The sequence below is a fragment of the Desulfocicer vacuolatum DSM 3385 genome, assembly GCF_900176365.1.
GTDB lineage: Bacteria > Desulfobacterota > Desulfobacteria > Desulfobacterales > Desulfobacteraceae > Desulfocicer > Desulfocicer vacuolatum.
The window spans coordinates 41,978-62,095 of sequence record NZ_FWXY01000013.1; the positions used below are offsets into that span (position 1 = coordinate 41,978).

The following is a 20,118-nucleotide window of genomic DNA, read 5'->3' on the forward strand; positions in this document are numbered from 1 at the left end:
TGATGCAGATGAAATTGTTGTGATGACAATTTCGTCTGCATCTTTTTCTTTGAACTTCCCACCAGCCGGTTTTCTGAACTGAAAAAAGAACCATAACAACCAGCCATTCTAATTTTGGACTGATCTGCGTTTGGAATCAAAAAGATGAGTGTTTTCATCAACGTGCTTTCAAAAACTGACACACCCATAAATCAATTAACAACCAGAATTTGAATTGCTGCATAACAACAGGCGGCCAACAGTGTACGAAAAATTAAATCAATTTGAAAAGATAGTATTTGATGTGTGCTCGGTGATTCTTGTACTGTTTTACTCCTATGCCGCGGTCATACAGCCGGCATCCACCCAGTATCACAGGGGCATATATGTTATCATCACCTATGTTCTGATTTTTTTGCTGTATAAATCAAAATCGAAAATCATGCGAATGGTGGATTATCTGTTAATATTTTTGTCCATTTTTTGTGTGGGCTATTGGATTTTGAATTTTGAAGCCATCAATTATCGCACCGGGGCAGAAACCCAGTTTGACATGATGGTGGCCATTGTCGGGGTTCTCATTGGTATTGAACTGGCCCGCCGGGTGGTGGGGAATGTGTTTGTTCTCATCGGGATTGTCATGCTGGTTTACGGGGTATATGGATACCTGGCTCCGGATCTGGTTTCCCATGCAGGAGCCCCCTTTATTGAGCTTTGCACCAGTATTTTTTATAAGAGTGACGGTGTGTTTGGCATCATGGCCAATGTACTTGCCACCTATGTGATCTTGTTTGTTCTTTTTGGTGCCTTTCTGGAAAAATGCGGGGCCCAACGATTTTTCATTGACTGGCCCCTGGCAGCTGTGGGCCACAAACTGGGGGGGCCTGCCAAGGTTTCTGTTATTGCCAGCGGTCTTTTTGGTTCCATTTCCGGAAGCGCCATTGCCAACACTGTTTCCACCGGCGCTTTTACCATCCCCATGATGAAAAAAGCAGGCTTTAAACCCCATGTGGCCGGCGCCATTGAACCGGCTGCTTCCATTGGCGGCATGTTCATGCCCCCCATCATGGGAGCCGGGGGATTTATCATGGCAGAGCTCACCGGGCTTCCCTATTCCAGAATCATGCTGGTGGCCATTTTCCCGGCTTTCATGTATTTTTTCTCGGTGTTTGTCATGGTGCACTACGAAGCCAAACGCTTCAACATTGTGGGTGAAAAATCAGAACACAGTGCCATGGAAATATTTAAAAAAGAGTGGTTTTATACCCTTCCCCTGGTGTTGATAACGATTTTCATGCTGGCAGGTTTTTCTCCGGGATATTCTGCCATCATCGGTCTTATTTCCTGCATTGCCATCAGCTGGGTGAGAAAAGATACCCGCATTGGGTTTAAGAGATTTGTTGAAGCCTCCCGGGAAGGAACGGAAAACAGCCTCAAGGTGGGGGCCACGGTGGGAATCATCGGTATCATCATCGGTGTGTTGACCTTTTCCGGCCTGGTATTGACCTTTGCTGACATCATGATTGAACTTGCCAGCGGATCCCTTTTAATGACCATCATGATGGTGGCCATGGCCTCCCTGGTATTGGGGATGGGGGTGCCTGTGACAGCAGCATACCTTATCACTGCTGTTGTGGCGGTGCCAGCCCTGACCCATCTCGGGGTCAATGAACTTGCGGCCCACATGATTGTTTACTGGCTTTCCCAGGATTCCAACATTACGCCGCCGGTGTGCATTGCCGCCTTTGCCGGGGCCACCATTGCCAAGGCCAATATGTGGAAAACAGCCTTTACAGCCTTTAAATTTGCAAAATTTCTTTATCTTGGTCCCTTGCTTTTTGGTTATGTTCCCGGTTTTTCCCTGGACGGCTCCACCATGGATATCACCAAGGCTTTTATTTTCATTGTTTTGGGTACCTGGGCTTACTCCTGGTTTTTCAGTTTTATTTGGATTGATTACATCAAGGGATTGTTTCAAAAGAAAGCTGTCTAACTTCTCAATAACTGCCATGGGCAGGCCTTGCTCTGACCTCGGTCTGCCCACAACAAAGCAATGCCAAAGCCGGGCACCCGGTATCCATTTTCAAAATATGAGGTTAAGATGAAATTACCCCAGGTAAACGTATCCAATATTTTATATCCCACAGATCTGTCAGACAATGCCCGGTATGCTTTTGCCTATGCCGTGAGCCTTGCCGAGCTTTACCAGGCAAAAATCACCATTCTTCATGTGATGCCCGAAGAACAGAGCATCATGGAAGCCAATGTTTCCGGTTATATCAAGCAGGAAAAGTGGGATGAAATTAAAAACACCCATTACAACCAGACCCGGGAATCATTGATTGCAAAAAAGCGGGATCATGTCCTCATCCGGGAAGTACTGGATCAGTTCTCCCAGGATGTTCGCAAGGAAAATGATACCTCATCCCTTGCCGATGAAATCATCATTGAGCGGGGAAACCCGGTAAAGGAAATTTTAAAACAAAGTAAAGAGCGAAACTGTGATCTTATTGTCATGGGAAGCCGGGGCCATTCCACCCTGGCAGATGTGATGATGGGAAGTATTACCAAAAGGGTGCTCCGGCGTTCTGATATCCCGGTTTTAGTGGTACGCCTTCCCCATGAAGAGTAAAATTTGATTTTTTTACATAAACCCGTTAAAGGTCCAGGAGCCTTTAACGGGTTTTTTATTTAAAGAGCGGGTGAGTTTTTGCAGAAACAGGCTCCTTGGGATTTCCACGGCTCCCATGGATGCCAGATGGTCTGTGGCCACCTGGCAGTCAATGAGATCAAACTTAAGGGCTGTGAGATGGCGGCATAGTGCTGCCAGGGCCACCTTGGAGCTGTTGCTCTTAAGGGAAAACATGGATTCCCCAAAAAAGGTGCGTCCCAGAGATACCCCATAAAGTCCCCCCACCAGTTTGTCGTCCTGCCACGCCTCCACGGAATGGGCCACCCCCTTTTCATGGAGGCGGGTATATGCCGCTATCATGCCATCCACAAGCCAGGTATCCTGGCCATTTTCTGTGCGCGAATGGGCACATGCCGTAATCACAGCCTTAAAGCTTTGATCCATGGTGATGGTGAATTTTTTTTGGCGGATGCATTTATTAAGACTTCTGGATATGTTGATGTTCCGGGGATAGAGAACCATGCGGGGGTCCGGGGACCACCACAAAAGGGGCTCTCCCTGGGAAAACCATGGGAAAATACCATTTTCATAAGCAAGAATCAGGCGCCGGGAAGAAAGATCTCCCCCAACGCCCAATAAACCGTCTTCCCTTGCCAGGTGGGCCGGTGGAAAAATAAGAGCCTTGGATAATCTGAAAACCGGCATTTATTTTTTATAACCGCCACGGGCGGACCGCATTCTGATTCGGTGCTGCCCATAACGAAGGTTGAAATACGCCCCTGATTTGCGGAGTATTTCATATAAATTGCTGCGGACAGAGCATATTGTGATCCGGTTCTGCCCACAACAAATCATGAAATTTAAATCAGCCATATCTATATTTTCTTATAATTAAAAGAAAGTTCGTTGTTGCGAAGTCCCAGAGAAACGGTTCCTCCTTTTTCCAGCTGACCAAAAAGAATCTCATCGGTGAGCCTGTCTTTGATCCGGGTTTGGATCACCCGATCCAGGGGACGGGCACCAAATTTGGGGTCATACCCTTCCCGGGCCAGCCAGGATCTTACTTTGGCATTGTATTTCAGGGTGACATTCTTGGGTTTTAACAATTCCCGCAGGGCCTTCATGCCCTTGTCAACAATGCATTCCATGATTTCCTGGGACAGGGCATTGAACTGGATCATGGCATCCAGGCGGTTTCTGAATTCCGGGCTGAAGGTGCGTTCAACGGCCCGGGACCCCTTGGCCTTGACGTCCTCCATCTGATCACCAAATCCAATTTTGTTGACAGTCATATCCCGGGCTCCGGCATTGGAGGTCATGATGATCACCACATTTCTGAAATCAGCGGACTTTCCGTTGTTGTCCGTCAATGTGGCATAGTCCATCACCTGGAGCAGGATATTAAACAGATCCTGGTGGGCCTTTTCAATTTCATCCAGCAGCAGCACCGAATGGGGATGCTTTCGGATATTATCGGTTAAAATTCCCCCCTGTTCAAATCCCACATAGCCGGGAGGTGCGCCAATGAGTCGGGACACGGCATGTTTTTCCATGTATTCACTCATGTCAAACCGCAGGAAGTTGATTCCCATGTTAAAGGCCAGTTGACGGGCCACTTCGGTTTTTCCCACCCCAGTGGGACCGGTGAATAAAAATGACCCAATGGGTCTGTCCGGGGCCGAAAGCCCGGCCCGGGATCGTTTAATGGCTGTGGTCAGGGTATCAACGGCCTTGTCCTGGCCAAAAATTACCTGGCACAGTTTTTTGTCCAGATTTTCCAGGTTGGATTTGTCCGTTGCCGTTATACTGGAGGCAGGTATCTTGGCCATTTTTGCAATGGTTTTTTCAATGTCCCCCACCAGGATGTTTTTCCGCCGGGCATTGTCTGACAGACGAATCAAAGAACCGGTTTCGTCAATAACATCAATGGCCTTGTCCGGCAGGAACCGGTCGTTGATATGTTTGGCAGACAGTTTGGCCGCCGCTTCCAACGATTCATCGGTGTAGCTCAAGCCGTGGTGGTCCTCATAGCAGCCTTTAAGACCTTTTAAGATATCTACGGTCTCTTCCACCGAGGGTTCGGGTACTTCAATTTTTTCAAATCTCCGGGAAAGAGCCCGGTCCTTTTCAAAGTGGTTTTTATACTCTTCATAGGTGGTGGACCCCACACAGCGAATGCTGCCCGTGGTCAGAGCAGGCTTTAAAATATTGGAGGCATCCATGGAGCCGCTGCTGGTGGCACCGGCCCCCACCACTGTGTGGATTTCGTCAATGAACAACAGGGCATTGTCTTTATTTTCAAGGGCTGTGATAACATCCTTTAAACGTTGCTCAAAATCCCCCCGGTACTTGGTACCGGCAAGAAGTGCTCCCATGTCCAGGGCAAACATTTCAGCGTCTTTTAAAAAGTCCGGCACCTTTTTTTTAAAGGCCTTCAGGGCAAGGCCTTCGGCAAGGGCGGTTTTACCAACGCCGGGGTCCCCCACAAATATGGGGTTGTTTTTTCGTCTTCTGCACAGCACCTGCATGGCCCTGTCTGTTTCATTCTGCCGACCGATGAGGGGATCAATTTTACCGTCTGCCGCTTTTTTGAGCAGATCAACGGTGAACATCTCAAGGGGGGTTTCTTTTTTGGTTTGCTGGCCGGGTTTGCCCGCCGGTCTGATGGGTTTCAATCCAGGGCCGGAGGAGGTGGGTCCCGGTGGGGATCTATGGGAGATGTAATTCAGTACATCCAGACGGGTGATCCCTTCGGCCTCCAGGTAAAAGGCGGCATGGGAGTCCTTTTCCTGGAAAATTGAAGCCAGGATATCCCCCAGATTCACCTCTGATTTTTCCGCAGAGCGGGCATGGTTAATGGCCCGTTGGATCATGCGCTGGAAACCGATGGTCTGCTGGAGAACATACTCTTTGTCCTCGTCCATGGCTTCCATTTTTTCCTGAAAAAAAATGTCCAGATTTTTCTTTATATTTTCAGTGTTGCCGCCACACTCTTTGACGGTTTCAGCACCTTTGCCATGTTTCAGGATGGCATAGAGGACATGTTCCACGCAAACATACTCGTGGCGTCTTTTTTTGGCCTCTTTCACTGCCGCACCCAATGTTATGCTTAACTCTTTGCTTATCATGGCTTACTCCTTCTCCATTGTGCTTTTTAAGGGGAATCCCTGTTCCCTTGCAAGGTTGTGCACGGTGTTTACTTTTGTTTCTGCAACCTCACGGGTATAAATACCGCAAAGACCTATCCCTTTTTCATGTATATTAAGCATTATCCGGGTTGCTTTTTCAAGGGATTTCCCAAAAACAGTTACCAATATTTCAACAACAAATTCCATGGTGGTATAGTCATCGTTGTGCAAAAACACCTTATACATGGGGGGGTCTTTTTCCCTTTGGGAGGTGTGTGATGTGGTTTCTTCCCGGATGTCCGGTTCAATGGTACTCATATGAATATCAGGCTCCACAGCATTTTTTATATTTCTTCCCGCTGCCACAGTGGCAAGGATCATTTCTGCCTATTTTTGCCGAGGACCGCTTAACAGGTTGGCGGGGCAAAGAGTTATCTGACCCCGACAGAATCAAGTTGTCATTTTGGGGTTTTTTCATGACCGGTGCCTCGGCACTGGGGGCAATTTGAATTCTGAAGAGAATGGCAAGGGTCTCTTCCCGAATCCGATCAATGAGGCCCTGGAACATTTCATACCCCTCTTTTTTGTAAATAATCAAGGGATTTTGCTGGGCATAGCTTCGAAGGCCGATGCCCTCCTTGAGATGATCCATATTAAGAAGATGTTCTTTCCACAGGGTATCCACGGTCTGCAGCATGATGTATCGTTCCAGCTGGCGGGTATCTTCTTCTCCGATCAACGCTTCTTTGGCCGCATACAGAGCCATGGCGTGGTCTGCAATGTGCTGGGAAGCATTTTCCTTATTGTCAGTTTCTGTTTTAAGGGTCTCAACATCAATGGTGAAGTCAAACTGGCGCTTCACGGCATCGGAGATACCCTCCCAGTCCCACTCTTCCAGGGGAAGTTTGTCATCTTGAAAGCGATGCACAATATCCATGGCTTTTTCTTCAATCATTTCAATGATTTCAGATTTAAGATCTCCTTCCTTGAGCGCCTGGCGTCGCTGGCGATAGATCACTTCCCTTTGCTGGTTCATGACATCATCGTACTCAATGAGCTGCTTTCTGATCTCAAAGTTGTGACCTTCCACCTTGGACTGTGCATTTTCAATGGCCCGGCTGATGAGCTTGTGTTCAATGGGTTCCCCTTCATCAATGCCCAGACGATCCATGATGGCGGTGATGCGGTCTCCACCGAAAATTCGCAACAGATCATCTTCCAGGGAAAGATAGAAACGGGAAGAACCCTCATCTCCCTGACGGCCGGATCGACCCCGGAGCTGGTTGTCAATACGCCGGGATTCGTGGCGGGAGGTCCCCAGAATATGAAGTCCGCCAAGTTCTTTTACCCCTTCCCCAAGTACGATATCAGTACCACGGCCAGCCATATTGGTGGATATGGTCACCGCCCCCTTTTGACCGGCATTGGCCACAATTTCTGCTTCGGCCTGGTGATGCTTGGCATTGAGAACGGTGTGTTTGACCCCCATTTTTTTTAATTTTTTACTCAAATCTTCAGATACATCAATGGAAATGGTACCCACCAGCACCGGCTGCCCCTTGCGATGAAGCGTGATGATCTCCTGGATGGCGGCATTGTATTTTTCTTTCTGGGTTTTATAAATAAGATCCGGGAAATCCTTTCGAATCATGGGGCGATGGGTGGGGATCACAAGTACATCCAAGTCATAAATTTTCTTGAACTCCGCAGCTTCTGTTTCCGCTGTACCGGTCATACCGCTCAGTTTGTCGTACATGCGAAAATAATTCTGAAAGGTGATGGAGGCAAGGGTCTGGTTTTCATTGGCAATCTTAACCTTTTCCTTGGCTTCCAGGGCCTGGTGAAGTCCTTCGCTGTAGCGCCTGCCGGCCATTAATCTGCCGGTGAATTCATCAACAATGACCACCTCATCATTTTTAACAATGTAGTCAACATCCCGCTTGAACAGGGTGTGTGCCTTTAATGCCTGGTTCAGATGATGAAGGATTTCAATGTTGGCAGGATCATAAATATTGTCCACCCCCAGAAGTTTTTCCCCCTTGGCAATGCCTGCCTCGGTGAGCATGACACTTTTTGCCTCTTCATCAATGGTATAATCTTCTTCCTTTTTAAAGGCCGGGATGATGGTGTTTGATTGTTGGTAGAGATGGGTGGATTTTTCCGCCGGGCCTGAAATAATTAACGGGGTTCTGGCCTCATCAATGAGAATACTGTCCACCTCATCCACAATGGCAAAGTTTAATTCCCTCTGGGCCAGGGATTCCCTGTCAAATTTCATGTTATCCCTGAGATAATCAAACCCAAATTCATTGTTGGTTCCATAGGTGATATCAGCATTGTAGGCTTTTTTTCGTTCCTGATCATCCATGTCATGGACAACCACCCCCACCTCAAGACCCAGAAAATTGTAAATCTGGGCCATCCACTCGGCATCCCTTTTTGCAAGGTAGTCATTCACTGTAACCACATGGACACCTTTACCGGACAATGCATTGAGATAGGCGGGAAGGGTGGACATCAGGGTTTTTCCCTCACCGGTTTTCATCTCTGCAATGATACCCTGGTGCAGGGCGATGCCGCCGATGAGCTGCACATCAAAGTGACGCATGTTCAATTTGCGCCAGGAAGCCTCCCGCACCAGGGCAAAGGCTTCGGGCAAAAGGGTGTCCAGGGATTCTCCTCCCTGGTGGCGCTGCTGGAATTCAGCTGTTTTTTTTGTGAGTTCCAGGTCTTCAAGCTGCTGAAAATCGGGTTCAAGTGAATTTATCGTTTCCACAATGGGTTGAATTTTTTTGATTGCCCGGTCATTGCTGGAGCCAAATATTTTAGTGAGTAAACTGAATACCATATGATTAAATTACCTTCAAAAGTTGAAAAAAATTTTATGTTAACAATATATAAGCACGAATTGAAAAAAATGAAATGTTTTTTGGCATTCTTTATTGGCTGTTATTGTTTTTTTGAGATGGCAAACTTGCCTGGAAAATAGTTTGCCGGGTTTTCAGGCTTACCATTGACCACCACTTCATAATGGACGTGGGGGCCGGTGCTTTTACCTGTACTGCCCATGAGTCCGATGACATCTCCACGATTGACCATATCTCCTTTTTTTACCAGAAATTTATTCAGATGCCCATATTTGGTGATAATATTATTTCCATGATCAATGGTGACAAGATTCCCGATGAGCCATTTCTTTTTTGCAAAAATGACCTTTCCCCGGGCCGTGGCATATACCTTGGTTCCTCTTTTATTGGCAATGTCCATGCCAGTGTGAAATTCCCGTTTTCCTGAAAATGGTGACAGTCTGGAACCGAATTTACAGGTGACAACACCGGAAGTGGGTTTAATGGAAGGGGTACAGGCCAGAAGTTCGTTTTTTATTTCCAGCTCTTTTTTAAGAATGGCAAAGATTTTGGTTTGTCGGTCAAGAAGCTGTCGGGTGGCATCTATCTGCCCTTGGACAGGGTCCTTGATTTTGCTGTCATCCCGGGAGTCATCAAGGGAAATGGAAACCATGGGGGAAAGATCCCGGGCATTACCTCCGATTCCCGTATTTTCCCGGGAAGGGGCGGATCCTTCCATGTTGGTAAGGAGGCTGACCTGCTCACCCAGGGCTGCAAGTCGGGTGGCTTGACGGTGAAGTTCTGTGAGCTGTTGTGACATGGTTTCAAATCTATGTTTTACTTCTTCCAATGCCAGATTCTTTTTGACGAGCTCATTGTTTTGTTCCCGGGCCTTGCGATCCTGGATTGTTATTTTCTGTTTTTGGTCAGAAAGGGTGGTGTGTTGTGTGTAAATGGTATTTATCAGCGAGTTGTTGATGGAAATCATTTGCTTTAACTGTCTGTGCTGGTGGCCGCAATAAAAAAATAAAAGCAATGCCAATAAAAAGGGAGTGCTTTTCAACAGGGTGGACCAGGGAAAGGAGGAGATCTTTTCCCATAAAAAAAATCTATATTTTTTGTATAAAACAGGAGGGTATTGAAAAACAATGGGATGTTTTTCATAAATTTTGGATTTTTTGGGGAAGAAACGTTTTTGAGTCAATGCCCTTTGCTCCTGAATTGTTTTTTTGGGGGGTATCCATCATATGACCTCCAAGGCAACCTAAGGCAGAGCCGCCCCCGACGGGCAATAGGAATCGGACAATTGAACTGTCTACAGTTCCGGTCCGGGTCCATTGCCCGTCGGGTGTGGCGGTATAATACCATTTGGCTCCGCGTCTACGACTCTATATTTGTTGTGTCCAACAGGGGATGCCTGTTATATGGCTCCGGGAATCAGTTCAAGTCCCAACCTCTGCTCCATGCCAAACATAAGATTCATGTTTTGAACAGCCTGGCCGGCGGCTCCTTTTAAAATATTGTCAATGGCAGAAACCAGGATGATTCTTTGGCTGTCGTTATCCACATGGACACCGATGTCACAAAAATTGGTTCCCCGGACATGGGCACTGTCTGGGAATTTTCCCTGGGGCAGGAGCCTTACAAAGGCGTCTGAACCATAATATTGTTTTAATGTGTTCATCACCGCGTCATGGGTGGTGGGTGCTGTTACCTCTGCATAGATGGTGGACACCATTCCCCGGGTCAGGGGGATTAAATGGGGAACAAAGGTTATTTTTACAGGCTCTTTGGCATGAAAGGAAAGAATTTCTTCCATTTCAGGCACATGGCGATGGTTGCCGACCTTGTAAGGCTTAAAGGATTCATTAACCTCGCAGAAATGGGAGGAGAGGGAAAGGGCACGACCGGCACCGCTCACCCCGGACTTGGAATCAGATACAATGCCCCGGGTGCTCACCATCCCCTCTTTGATCAAGGGAATGAGGGGCAATAGCAGGCTTGTGGGATAGCATCCCGGATTGCCCACAAGATCGGCTTTTTTGATGGCATCCCCATAGATTTCACTTAGTCCGTAAACGGCATTTTTTAGAAGATCCGGTGCACTGTGGGGCTGATAAGCCGCTTCATAGGCTTTGGGATCTTTAAACCTGAAGTCTGCAGAAAGATCAATGACTTTGATATTGTTTTCAATGAAAAAAGGGGCATAGCTCATGGATACTTTGTGGGGAAGGGCCAGGAAAACGCAGTCAATGCGTCCTTTAAGGGATTCCATATCCATGGGTTCACAGGTGATATCCACCATTCCACCCAGGGCCGGGAAAATATCTGTCAGCTTTTGACCGGCATAGGAACGGGAGGTCACTGCGGTTATCTCTGCGTTGGGATGCCCTGAAATTAATTTGACAAGCTCTGCGCCGGTGTAGCCGGTCGCCCCTGCAATGCATGTTTTAATCATAGTGTTTCCATTGTGAAAAAGATGAATAATACCCATTATTATAATGGGTTGAGTTAAAAAAAAGATGGTATCAGACAATGGTGTTCTTTTCAAGTTAAGATTCATTGGCATGGGCGCATCCCCTTGCTTTTTCTTGACACCGTTTTATGCAGCCATGATAATAAGCTCATGGTCTGGAGCTTTACTATAATGAGAAATTCTGACCCAATGAGTATCTATCTTAGGAGGTGTTCCATGGTAAAAATATTTAAGTGGATGTCGGTGATCCTGGGTTTCACTATTATTTTGTCGGTGGCAGCTGTTTTTCTGGTTCCCCGGCTGGTGGATGTTCAGAAATACAAACCCCGCATGGAGCAGATGGTCAGCCATGCCACAGGCCGGCCATTTCTCATGGGGGGGGATGTTGAATTGTCCTTGTTTCCCTGGGTGGGAATCTCTTTGTCTGATTTGACACTGGGCAATCCGGAAGGGTTTGATAAAGAAAAACCCTTTTTGACGGTGGGCTCCTTTGATGTCAAGGTAAAGCTGCTCCCGTTGTTATCCCGGGATATCCAGGTAAAGGAGTTTGTGTTGGATGGGCCCCGGGTGGTGTTAATAAAAAGAACAAACGGCATTGGTAACTGGGAAAACATGGGATCACCCCCGACCCATGACGGCAATGCCGGAAAAACAAAAAAGCCGTCTTCCCCGGAAACAATTGCAAAGCAAGACAGTGGCATTCCCACAGCCCTTCCGGTGAACGCCCTGGCCGTGGAACGATTTGCCGTTATCAATGGGGTTGTGGAGTGGCATGACAGGGCACGGCAAACTTCCAATGTGGTGTCAGACATTGATTTGCAATTAACAGACATTTCCCTTGATGCACCGGTGGCTGTGGATTTTTCCGCCCGGGTGGACAATGAACCTGTTTCCCTCAGCGGACAGGTGGGACCTGTGGGAAATCCTCCGGGAAAAGGGAGTCTTCCCCTGGATGTAACTGTGAAATTATTGGAAGATATTACCCTGGCTGTGAAAGGGACAATTGTGGATGTCACCGCTGCCCCCCGGTTTGAACTGGCCCTTGATCTGGCAAATTTTTCCCCCCGGTCCCTTGTAACGCGGCTGGGAAAATCAGATCTTTTGCCGTCCTCCCATGGAAACAGTTTTAACCGTTTCTCAGTTAAGGCGGATCTGTCCGGTGATTTATCGGCTCTTTCCATTGTCAATGGGATCCTGGTCCTGGATGAATCCACCATGGCTTTTTCAGGGGGTATTAAAGCCTTTTCAAAACCGGATATCAGGTTTGATATCACCATTGATGAACTTGATCTGGATCAATACTTACCTCCTTCCAAAACCGCCACAGCGCCATTGGTAAAAGAGAGCAGCGATAAAGAAAGTCCCGGGGCCGCTTCCGGCAGTGGGGAAAAATTAAAAACCGTTGGAATTTCCCCACAAAGGAAAATGGACTACACCCCGTTGCGCAAACTTGTCTTAAACGGCCGTGCCGCTGTGAAAAACCTGAAAGTAAAGGAAATGGTACTTCGTAACGTGGAGATGGGCATTGATGCTGACAAGGGGATTTTTAACCTGGATCCCTTTACAATGGATCTTTATGGGGGGCAGATGGCCTCTGCTGCCATTGTCAATGTTCAGAAAAATACCCCCAAAGGGTCGTTAAAATTGAAAACAGACAAGGTCCGGGTGGGACCCGTTATCCAGGCCCTTAGCCGGAAAGATTTTCTTGAAGGGGCATTGAATGCCCATGTGAATTTGACCTTTACAGGTGATGATCCAGATGTAATAAAACAAAATCTCAATGGCAAGGGAACCCTTGTTTTCACGGATGGGGCCATTGTGGGGGTGGATCTGGCAGGCATGGTGAGAAATGTTAAAGCTAATTTGGGTCTGGGGGAAAAAACAGCCACAAAACCACGAACGGATTTTGCAGAACTCAAGGCCCCCTTCATCCTCACCCAGGGGCTGTTTCACACCCCGGGGATAACCATGATGTCTCCTTTGATTCGGCTACTGGTGCTGGGTCGTGCCGATTTGGTTCAAGAAACCCTTGATTTAAAAGTACAGCCCAAATTTGTTGCCACCCTCAAGGGTCAGGGGGATACCAAAGAGCGTTCCGGATTAACAGTGCCGGTTCTTGTGACTGGGACTTTCGATAAGCCTGAGTTTAGACCGGACATGGAAGCCCTTGTGAAAACATCCATTCCCCAGGTTAAAGAGATTAAAAAAGAGGTGAAGTCCCTCATTGAGAACAAGGGAGATTCCAAAGAGCAATTGAAAAATATCGAGGACAAAGCCAAGGATTTGTTGAAAAATTTTTCCTTTGGTCAATGAGCTGTTTAACCCCGGAAAGAGGTGATTATGGAACATTATGATGAACTTGTTAAAACCTTATCCATGACCATGGGGGCTGCCTGGGCCAGTGGTATTAACCTTTATGCCACCCTTCTGGTGTTGGGAATCATGGGAACAACGGGGAATATTGTATTACCTGAAAGCCTTCATATCCTCATGGACCCCATGGTTCTGGGTGCCGCAGGGATTATGTATTTTATTGAATTCATTGCAGATAAAACGCCGGGGGTGGATACCGGGTGGGACACGATTCATACCTTTGTCCGTATTCCGGCAGGGGTGATGCTGGCCGCCGGTGCCGTGGGGGATGTAGATCCCGGGGTTGCCGTTGCAGCGGCCCTTTTGGGGGGTGGACTTGCTGCGGGTTCCCATGCTGCCAAGGCCGGGTCCCGGGTATTGATCAACGCTTCTCCTGAACCTTTTTCCAACTGGATCGCCTCCATTCTGGAAGATGTGGTGGTGGTGGGAGGAATTTGGACTTCCCTGACCCACCCCGGGCTATTTATTGTATTGCTGGTGATGTTTGTATTGATTCTTATCTGGCTAATGCCAAAATTGTGGCGGGGCATTAAAAAGCTGGCGACTGTTGTGGGGCGCTGGTTTGGCACTGAATCAAATTCATCTTCTGTGCCCAAAGTTGATTCCAATGATTCACAATATAAGTAATCTACCCGGTGTTTTGCATGCCCGGCCGGATGGGGCGTGTATTTCCAAGGTAAAAAATTGAAAGGTTATTTTAATGAAAGCTGAAATATTATCCACAGGTGATGAAGTACTTTGGGGAGAAATTGATGATTCCAATGCCAGCTGGCTTGCCCGGCGTCTGCGGGAGTGCGGGGTTGATGTCACCCGGGTAAGCTGCGTTGGAGATGACATCGCCACCATCAGTTCTGTCATGGCAGAAACCTCCTCCCGTTGTGACATGGTGCTGGTGACAGGGGGACTTGGCCCCACCGGTGATGACCTGTCGGCCCAGGCTGCGGCCGTGGCCACAGGGGATGACCTGATTCTCAATAAAGGGGCTTTTGAGTCCATGGCTGATTATTTTGCCCTTAAGGGTTGGGATATGACCAAGGGCAATGAAAAACAGGCCATGCTGCCTTCAAAGGCTGTGATGATGGACAATGTGTGCGGCACAGCCCCGGGGTTTTGCCTGGAGCACGGCCAGGCACGTTTTTATTTCATGCCCGGTGTACCCCGGGAGATGAAGGCCATGTTTAACCGTCACATCCTTCCGGAGCTTGATGCACGCTACCCGTCCCGGCAAAAAGCAACATTGTGTCGCCTGACATTGTTTGGACTTCCTGAATCCAAGACCGGCCACAAGCTCAGGGACTTTTACGCACATTTCCCCGGTATGCGGCTGGGGTTCAGGGCGTCCTTTCCCTTTATCCAGGTGAAGTTCGGCAGTGATCCCTTTGCCGGGGATGCGGGCCGGGTGACTTCTGATGACATGGCAGCGGCCAAGGCATGGGTGCTGGAACAGCTGGGAAGATATGTGATTTCCACAGCAGGAATTTCCCTGGAAGCCCGGGTGGGGGAGCTTTTAAAACAAAAGGGGCAGACCCTTGCCGTGGCGGAAAGCTGTACCGGTGGGCTCATTGCCAGTCAACTCACTGATGTTGCCGGAAGTTCGGACTATTTTCTTCTCTCCGCCGTTACCTATGCCAATGACGCCAAGATGGCGGTGCTGGGGGTAAAAAAAGAAACCCTGGCGTTCCATGGGGCCGTGCATGAACAAACTGCCCTGGAGATGGCACTGGGGGTGAGAGAAAGATCTGGGGCTGACTGGGGGGTTTCCACCTCAGGTGTTGCCGGTCCGGGGGGCGGTTCCGAATCCCGCCCCGTGGGAATGGTATGCATTGGTGTGGCAGGGCCGGACACGGCAAAGGCCTTTACCTATAATTTTTCCTATGGGGACAGGGGGATGAATAAAAAAATGTTTGCGGCCATGGCTTTGGAACGATTGCGCCGTGAACTTTGTTGAAAATGACGGTCATTGCTGATTTTTTTATATGAAATACTCCGTAAATATGTGGAGAATTTCTATCTTTGTTGTGGGCAGAGCCGGATCAGAATACGGTCCGCCCGTGGCGGTTATATGAAATACTCCGCAAACCCGGGGAATATTTCAAGCTTTGTTGCGGGCAGACCGAGGTCAGAATAAGATCTGCCCGTGGCAGTTATTCCCCCATGTTTTCATACTCCGGGGAGATAGCAACCATATTCCCGGGCCGGGTGATTTTAAATTTTTCCACAAATCCACTGGGTTTATAGCTCATTTTGGCCTGCCTGAGTCCCGGGTTTCCCAGATCCTGTTCCCTGTTGATGGTTTCATAGTGGTCTGTGATGATGGCTGCAAAGGCCTGATTGACAAATTGATAAATACCTTTGTATTGGTTCAGGGCCTTTTCAAAATGAATCACAAAGCTGGTGCCACGGGCAAGCTCTTCACCCAGGGTGTAAGCCACGGGACGATTGTCCACATAGTAGATGCCGCCGCATAACTGTAGTGGATCACATTTTTCAAGGGCTTCCCGGGCCGCGAGATAATCTCCGTGGTCCCGGCGGTTTTTTTGCCATTCATCCAGTACACTCACAGCCTGGGGAATATGTTCATCCAGAAGCGGCCGGCCTTCATAGGCGTAATTATTAACAAATGCTTTTATGAGATTTCGTTTTTTGTGGTATTTTCTACCGGAAAGTTCAGCAAGGCTCTTCCGGGAATAGAGATAATCAAAGTTGTCCCGATCCCGGGTGACGATAAATCCTCTTTCTTCAAAGTGATTTGCCTGGAGTCTGGTGGCACATTTCAAGGTAACATGGGTGTCAAACAAGTTATTGACGGCTGCCTGGGAGGGTAAGCCAAAGGGGCACATGAAAAAGGAAGCACCATTGTCATCTCCCAGAATTACCAGATGTTTTTGATCCACCCTGGTGAGGCGATAGTTGTGCTGCTGGCGAAAAAGATAAATATTGGCAAAGGTGAATTCTGAAATACCCTGTTCAAGTTTTTGGAACATGGGGTGCAGCACTTCTCTATGATCAATGGAAATTTCAACACTGTCTGGATAATCTGGTATCATTGGATATACTCCGTCCTGAAAAATCTGGGCAAGGGCTTTTTGTAACTGCCGCAAGCAGACCTCATTCTGATCCGGTTCTGCCCACAACTCAGCTTGGAACACACCCTTAAATGGTGGAGTATTTCATGTAAACCGCTATGGGCGGACCGTATGATTACATGGGCCAGAAGTTGTTATCGCCCCATACCTGATCCATCAATGCTTGATCCATTTCCATGAGCATATTTAGATGCTCTCGTTCCCATGTGGACAACCAGTTATACAGTTTTTTTTCTTCAGGATCATTGGTGGCATCCGCTTGGTCTGCATAAATGTTCACAGCCCTTTGTTCCATGGCGATGGCAGCTGAGATGGCAGAGGCTTCAAAACCTGCCGATGCAATTTGTTTCATGGTTTCTGGATTCAGCACTTTTTGGGGAAGCGCGCTGCTTTGTGCAGCTTCAAAGGTTCCCGGGTCAAAAGTGCCCCCTTTGTTAAAGGCCTTGAACTGGGCTGACAATACCTTTAAATGCAGAATTTCTTCCTGGGCCATGGATTCAAAAAAATATTTTACTTCTTTATTTTCAGCTTGTTCTGCCACTTTTTTATAAAAGGCGTGGCCGCGTTGTTCCAGAATTATGGCTTTTTTTAAGATGTTTAAGGTGTTACTCTCTGTCATGGCAGCCTCCTAAATTGTATGTTTTTTTATGGGTCTTTTTAAGCTATCTTTAAAGGTCGGGGGATAAATGGAACTTGTAAATCAAATTCTTGTGGCTTTGATTTTGAGTCTACTTTAATAAGTTACATATCCCATTAATGGGAAAAGTGCAATCCAAGGATTGGTTGCTCTCCATGGTTTTAGGGCTTTATGCATGGGAATTATGTTTTTAGTTTGACTTCAAGTTTTTCCATTGATATCCATGCTATTTTATATTGTTCCAACAATGCCATATATATAAATATATCCAGTGGAAGGAAAAATGAACATCATATGTCTATGATGAAGCAAGTAAAGTCTAATATATTAAGGCTTTATATTATAAAAATATCCAAATGGCTCATGCTCACCATGCCCATTGTTTTTCTTTTTTACCGGGAAAACGGTTTGGCTACCCAGGATCTGTTTGTCCTTAAGGCAGTATACTCTGCTTCCATTGTCATCATGGAGGTGCCATCGGGATATTTTGGAGACATGTGGGGCCGTAAAAAATCCTTGATTCTGGGGAGTTGCCTGGGATTTTTGGGCTTTTTGCTTTATAGCTTCTCCTCTGGTTTTTGGGGCTTTCTGCTGTGTGAAATTGTGCTTGGGGTGGGGCAAAGCTTTATTTCAGGATCTGATTCTGCTATTTTGTATGACACCCTGTTGTGGGCAGACAAAGAAAAGCAGTATTTAAAAATTGAGGGAAGACTCATTTCTCTGGGAAATTTTGCCGAAGCCATTGCAGCCCCCATTGGGGTGCTTCTTGCAGCCGTTTCCCTTCGAACTACTTTTTATTGCCAGACCTTGGTTGCTTTTTCTGCCATTCCTGCGGCGTTGTATCTGTTTGAACCCCATAAAATAAAAAAATCTCAACAAAGGGCAGTGGGGCATATTTTTTCTATTATTAATTATGCACTGGTTCAAAATAGAGCTCTCAAATGGAATATTATTTTTTCATCTGTTATGGGCACGGCAACTTTAACCATGGCATGGTTTGTTCAGCCCTACCTTGTGTTTATTTCTATTCCCCTTGCTTTATATGGTGTTATTATACCTATTTTGAACATGACCACCGGAATTACTGCCATGCATGCCCATCGTTTGGAAAAAAAAATGGGAATGACGTGGACGGTTTTTTTTATTGCTGCTTCCATTGGGTGTGGGTATATAGGGCTTGGTCTTTGTCACACCGCCTGGGGGGTTTTGGCGCTTTGTTTTTTTTATGTTTTCCGGGGCATTGCCACCCCTGTATTGAGAAATTATATCAATGAAATAACGCCGTCAGAGATCAGAGCCACCGTACTTTCTGTCAGAAGCCTTGCCATCCGTCTTTCTTTTGTATTTGTCGGTCCTGTGATCGGGTGGCAGGCGGACATTTCTGGAGTGCCATACACCTTATATATCAGCGGTGCACTTGTATTGCTTGCCGGAGGATGGTCAGCCTTGATGTTGGTTCGGGAGCAGAAAGAAAAAGGGGAAATACCCCATTTAATAAAAGATGTTCAGATATGATTCTTGGGGTTTTTGATTTTCATCTGTGAACAATCGCTGTCGGTAAACTCAACGGTGATTTTTTAGATATATCATCATTTGATGAGGAGTAATTTGGGAGGGGGGTTATGATAGTTGCCATTGCAGGGGGGAATCTTCAGGGGGTTGAAGCCACATATTTGGCATCAAAGGCAGGTTGGACCACACTTGTGATGGATAAACGTGCCTTGGTTCCGGCATCAGGCCTTTGTGACCATTTTTTTCACCTTGATGTTCACAATGAGGCCGCATTACTCGATGCTGTGAGGGGAGCAGATTTTATTTTGCCTGCTTTGGAAAACCAGTCCGCTCTTAATGCTTTGGTCTGTTTTTCCCAAAAATATGAGATACCCTTGGCTTTTGATGCCAGAGCTTATGCCATTTCATCTTCTAAAGTAACATCGGACGCTCTTTTCAAGAAAAAAAATATCCCTGCGCCCTTACCATGGCCCCGGTGCGGATTTCCTGCTGTTGGAAAACCAGACAATGACAGCGGCAGTCAAGGTGTTACTTTATTTTATACCCCGAAGCAGTATGAGCAATTTTTGGAAAAATTTGGGAAGCGGCCAGATGTCCTGCAGGAGTATGTAGAGGGACCATCCTATTCCATGGAAGTTATGGGAATGTCTGGAAACTATATTGCTTTGCAGAGTACACAATTATTCATGGATGATATCCATGATTGCTGCCGCGTTACAGCACCCGTGCCCCTTTTTCAAGAGGTCGATGATGAGCTTGTGAACGTTTCTTTGGAGCTTGCCCGGGCAATTGATTTAGAAGGCATTATGGACGTGGAGGTTATTCAGCATAAAGGATGCCTGAAGGTTCTGGAAATTGATGCCCGGCTGCCCAGTCAGACGCCCACGGCGGTTTTCCATTCCACCGGTATCAACATGGTTGCTCTGTTGGGGGATATTTTTGTTCATAAACTCCTTAACCCACCTCATATATGCCAACGCCCTGCCTGGGTGAGTTATGAGCATGTTGCTGTATCCAACCAAGGCTTGTTGTTCCAGGGAGAACATATCATGAGCATCTCTGAACCGCTGAAATTGATACGGAATTTATTTGGAGCCGATGAAGTAATCACCAATTATCAGCAGGGACGCAGGGAATTTGTGGCCACATTGATTATAAAAGCTTCCTCTGAACAAGAACTTGAAAAGAAAAGAAAAGGCGTTTTAAAATCCATAGCTGAACATATTGATTTGTTTTAAATATGACTTGTTAGTCATATATTTTCATTATTGCTTATTAAGGTTTTGCGTAACTAATTGATGTTATTGGATTTTTTTTAAAAAAATCATTGGAGCCAGCATGATGATTGCGGGCAGTTCTGATAACTTATGACTCTGAAAAAATATAGAACAAAATAAAAATTTGCTAAGCTTGTAAAAAGTTTTGAGTTCGTTTTTTAACCACAATTTA

The 20,118-nt window shown here is 46.8% G+C and carries 15 protein-coding genes; 7 read left to right on the forward strand and 8 right to left on the reverse strand.

All coding sequences use genetic code 11. The annotated features are described in order from the left end of the window. Positions 1-241 precede the first annotated feature (241 nt). Positions 242-1,972 carry a TRAP transporter permease gene (locus B9A32_RS12510; protein WP_084069785.1) on the forward strand — a complete coding sequence of 577 codons (1,731 nt, stop codon included), beginning with the start codon at positions 242-244 and terminating at the stop codon, positions 1,970-1,972. A gap of 108 nt (positions 1,973-2,080) precedes the next feature. Continuing rightward, complete coding sequence (locus B9A32_RS12515; protein WP_084069870.1) at positions 2,081-2,611, forward strand: universal stress protein; 531 nt, start codon at positions 2,081-2,083, stop codon at positions 2,609-2,611. 12 nt (positions 2,612-2,623) lie between these two features. Here the strand turns inward: B9A32_RS12515 and aat are convergent, their stop codons facing one another. The 6 genes from aat to argC form a co-directional block, all read right to left on the reverse strand. After that, positions 2,624-3,316 carry a leucyl/phenylalanyl-tRNA--protein transferase gene (gene aat, locus B9A32_RS12520; protein ID WP_084069786.1) on the reverse strand — a complete coding sequence of 231 codons (693 nt, stop codon included), beginning with the start codon at positions 3,314-3,316 and terminating at the stop codon, positions 2,624-2,626. Positions 3,317-3,486: 170 nt separating this feature from the next. Beyond that, positions 3,487-5,739 (reverse strand): ATP-dependent Clp protease ATP-binding subunit ClpA, encoded by a 2,253-nt coding sequence (gene clpA / locus B9A32_RS12525; protein ID WP_084069787.1) that lies wholly within the window; start codon positions 5,737-5,739, stop codon positions 3,487-3,489. Positions 5,740-5,742: 3 nt separating this feature from the next. Next, on the reverse strand, positions 5,743-6,057 hold the full coding sequence (gene clpS, locus B9A32_RS12530) for an ATP-dependent Clp protease adapter ClpS (RefSeq protein ID WP_084069871.1): 315 nt from the start codon (positions 6,055-6,057) through the stop codon (positions 5,743-5,745). A 7-nt stretch (positions 6,058-6,064) separates the two neighbouring features. Next, the gene (secA, locus tag B9A32_RS12535) at positions 6,065-8,587 is read right to left on the reverse strand and encodes a preprotein translocase subunit SecA (protein ID WP_084069788.1); all 2,523 of its coding nucleotides are present in this window, start codon (positions 8,585-8,587) and stop codon (positions 6,065-6,067) included. A gap of 101 nt (positions 8,588-8,688) precedes the next feature. Next, positions 8,689-9,789 (reverse strand): M23 family metallopeptidase, encoded by a 1,101-nt coding sequence (locus tag B9A32_RS12540; RefSeq protein WP_084069789.1) that lies wholly within the window; start codon positions 9,787-9,789, stop codon positions 8,689-8,691. Between the two features lie 216 nt (positions 9,790-10,005). Next, entirely contained in the window at positions 10,006-11,043 is a 1,038-nt protein-coding gene (argC, locus tag B9A32_RS12545; RefSeq protein ID WP_084069872.1) for an N-acetyl-gamma-glutamyl-phosphate reductase, read from the reverse strand. Between the two features lie 234 nt (positions 11,044-11,277). Here argC and B9A32_RS12550 point away from each other — a divergent pair, with 234 nt between their 5' ends. The 3 genes from B9A32_RS12550 to B9A32_RS12560 all read left to right on the forward strand — a co-directional run bounded on the left by B9A32_RS12550 (position 11,278) and on the right by B9A32_RS12560 (position 15,382). Then, complete coding sequence (locus B9A32_RS12550) at positions 11,278-13,374, forward strand: AsmA family protein (protein WP_170923812.1); 2,097 nt, start codon at positions 11,278-11,280, stop codon at positions 13,372-13,374. Between the two features lie 27 nt (positions 13,375-13,401). Continuing rightward, the gene (locus tag B9A32_RS12555) at positions 13,402-14,061 is read left to right on the forward strand and encodes a DUF4126 domain-containing protein (RefSeq protein WP_084069791.1); all 660 of its coding nucleotides are present in this window, start codon (positions 13,402-13,404) and stop codon (positions 14,059-14,061) included. 73 nt (positions 14,062-14,134) lie between these two features. Continuing rightward, positions 14,135-15,382, forward strand: coding sequence for a CinA family nicotinamide mononucleotide deamidase-related protein (locus tag B9A32_RS12560; RefSeq protein ID WP_084069792.1), 1,248 nt, complete (start codon positions 14,135-14,137; stop codon positions 15,380-15,382). Between the two features lie 196 nt (positions 15,383-15,578). Here the strand turns inward: B9A32_RS12560 and B9A32_RS12565 are convergent, their stop codons facing one another. Continuing rightward, entirely contained in the window at positions 15,579-16,481 is a 903-nt protein-coding gene (locus B9A32_RS12565) for a DUF2156 domain-containing protein (RefSeq protein WP_084069873.1), read from the reverse strand. Between the two features lie 154 nt (positions 16,482-16,635). Beyond that, complete coding sequence (locus B9A32_RS12570) at positions 16,636-17,139, reverse strand: ferritin-like domain-containing protein (RefSeq protein WP_084069793.1); 504 nt, start codon at positions 17,137-17,139, stop codon at positions 16,636-16,638. Between the two features lie 318 nt (positions 17,140-17,457). On the opposite strand from B9A32_RS12570, the gene B9A32_RS12575 reads away from it, so the two are divergent. Both B9A32_RS12575 and pylC read left to right on the forward strand, forming a co-directional pair. Then, on the forward strand, positions 17,458-18,672 hold the full coding sequence (locus tag B9A32_RS12575) for an MFS transporter (RefSeq protein ID WP_212637922.1): 1,215 nt from the start codon (positions 17,458-17,460) through the stop codon (positions 18,670-18,672). Between the two features lie 107 nt (positions 18,673-18,779). Next, on the forward strand, positions 18,780-19,907 hold the full coding sequence (gene pylC, locus B9A32_RS12580) for a 3-methylornithine--L-lysine ligase PylC (protein WP_084069795.1): 1,128 nt from the start codon (positions 18,780-18,782) through the stop codon (positions 19,905-19,907). Positions 19,908-20,118 lie beyond the last annotated feature (211 nt).

Coding starts and splice junctions, on each gene's coding strand:
- B9A32_RS12550 (WP_170923812.1), top strand. CDS start 11,278: ATGGTAAAAATATTTAAGTGGATGTCGGTGATCCTGGGTTTCACTATT.
- B9A32_RS12555 (WP_084069791.1), top strand. CDS start 13,402: ATGGAACATTATGATGAACTTGTTAAAACCTTATCCATGACCATGGGG.
- secA (WP_084069788.1), bottom strand. CDS start 8,587: ATGGTATTCAGTTTACTCACTAAAATATTTGGCTCCAGCAATGACCGG.
- aat (WP_084069786.1), bottom strand. CDS start 3,316: ATGCCGGTTTTCAGATTATCCAAGGCTCTTATTTTTCCACCGGCCCAC.
- argC (WP_084069872.1), bottom strand. CDS start 11,043: ATGATTAAAACATGCATTGCAGGGGCGACCGGCTACACCGGCGCAGAG.
- B9A32_RS12575 (WP_212637922.1), top strand. CDS start 17,458: ATGATGAAGCAAGTAAAGTCTAATATATTAAGGCTTTATATTATAAAA.
- pylC (WP_084069795.1), top strand. CDS start 18,780: ATGATAGTTGCCATTGCAGGGGGGAATCTTCAGGGGGTTGAAGCCACA.
- B9A32_RS12515 (WP_084069870.1), top strand. CDS start 2,081: ATGAAATTACCCCAGGTAAACGTATCCAATATTTTATATCCCACAGAT.
- B9A32_RS12570 (WP_084069793.1), bottom strand. CDS start 17,139: ATGACAGAGAGTAACACCTTAAACATCTTAAAAAAAGCCATAATTCTG.
- clpS (WP_084069871.1), bottom strand. CDS start 6,057: ATGAGTACCATTGAACCGGACATCCGGGAAGAAACCACATCACACACC.
- B9A32_RS12565 (WP_084069873.1), bottom strand. CDS start 16,481: ATGATACCAGATTATCCAGACAGTGTTGAAATTTCCATTGATCATAGA.
- B9A32_RS12560 (WP_084069792.1), top strand. CDS start 14,135: ATGAAAGCTGAAATATTATCCACAGGTGATGAAGTACTTTGGGGAGAA.
- clpA (WP_084069787.1), bottom strand. CDS start 5,739: ATGATAAGCAAAGAGTTAAGCATAACATTGGGTGCGGCAGTGAAAGAG.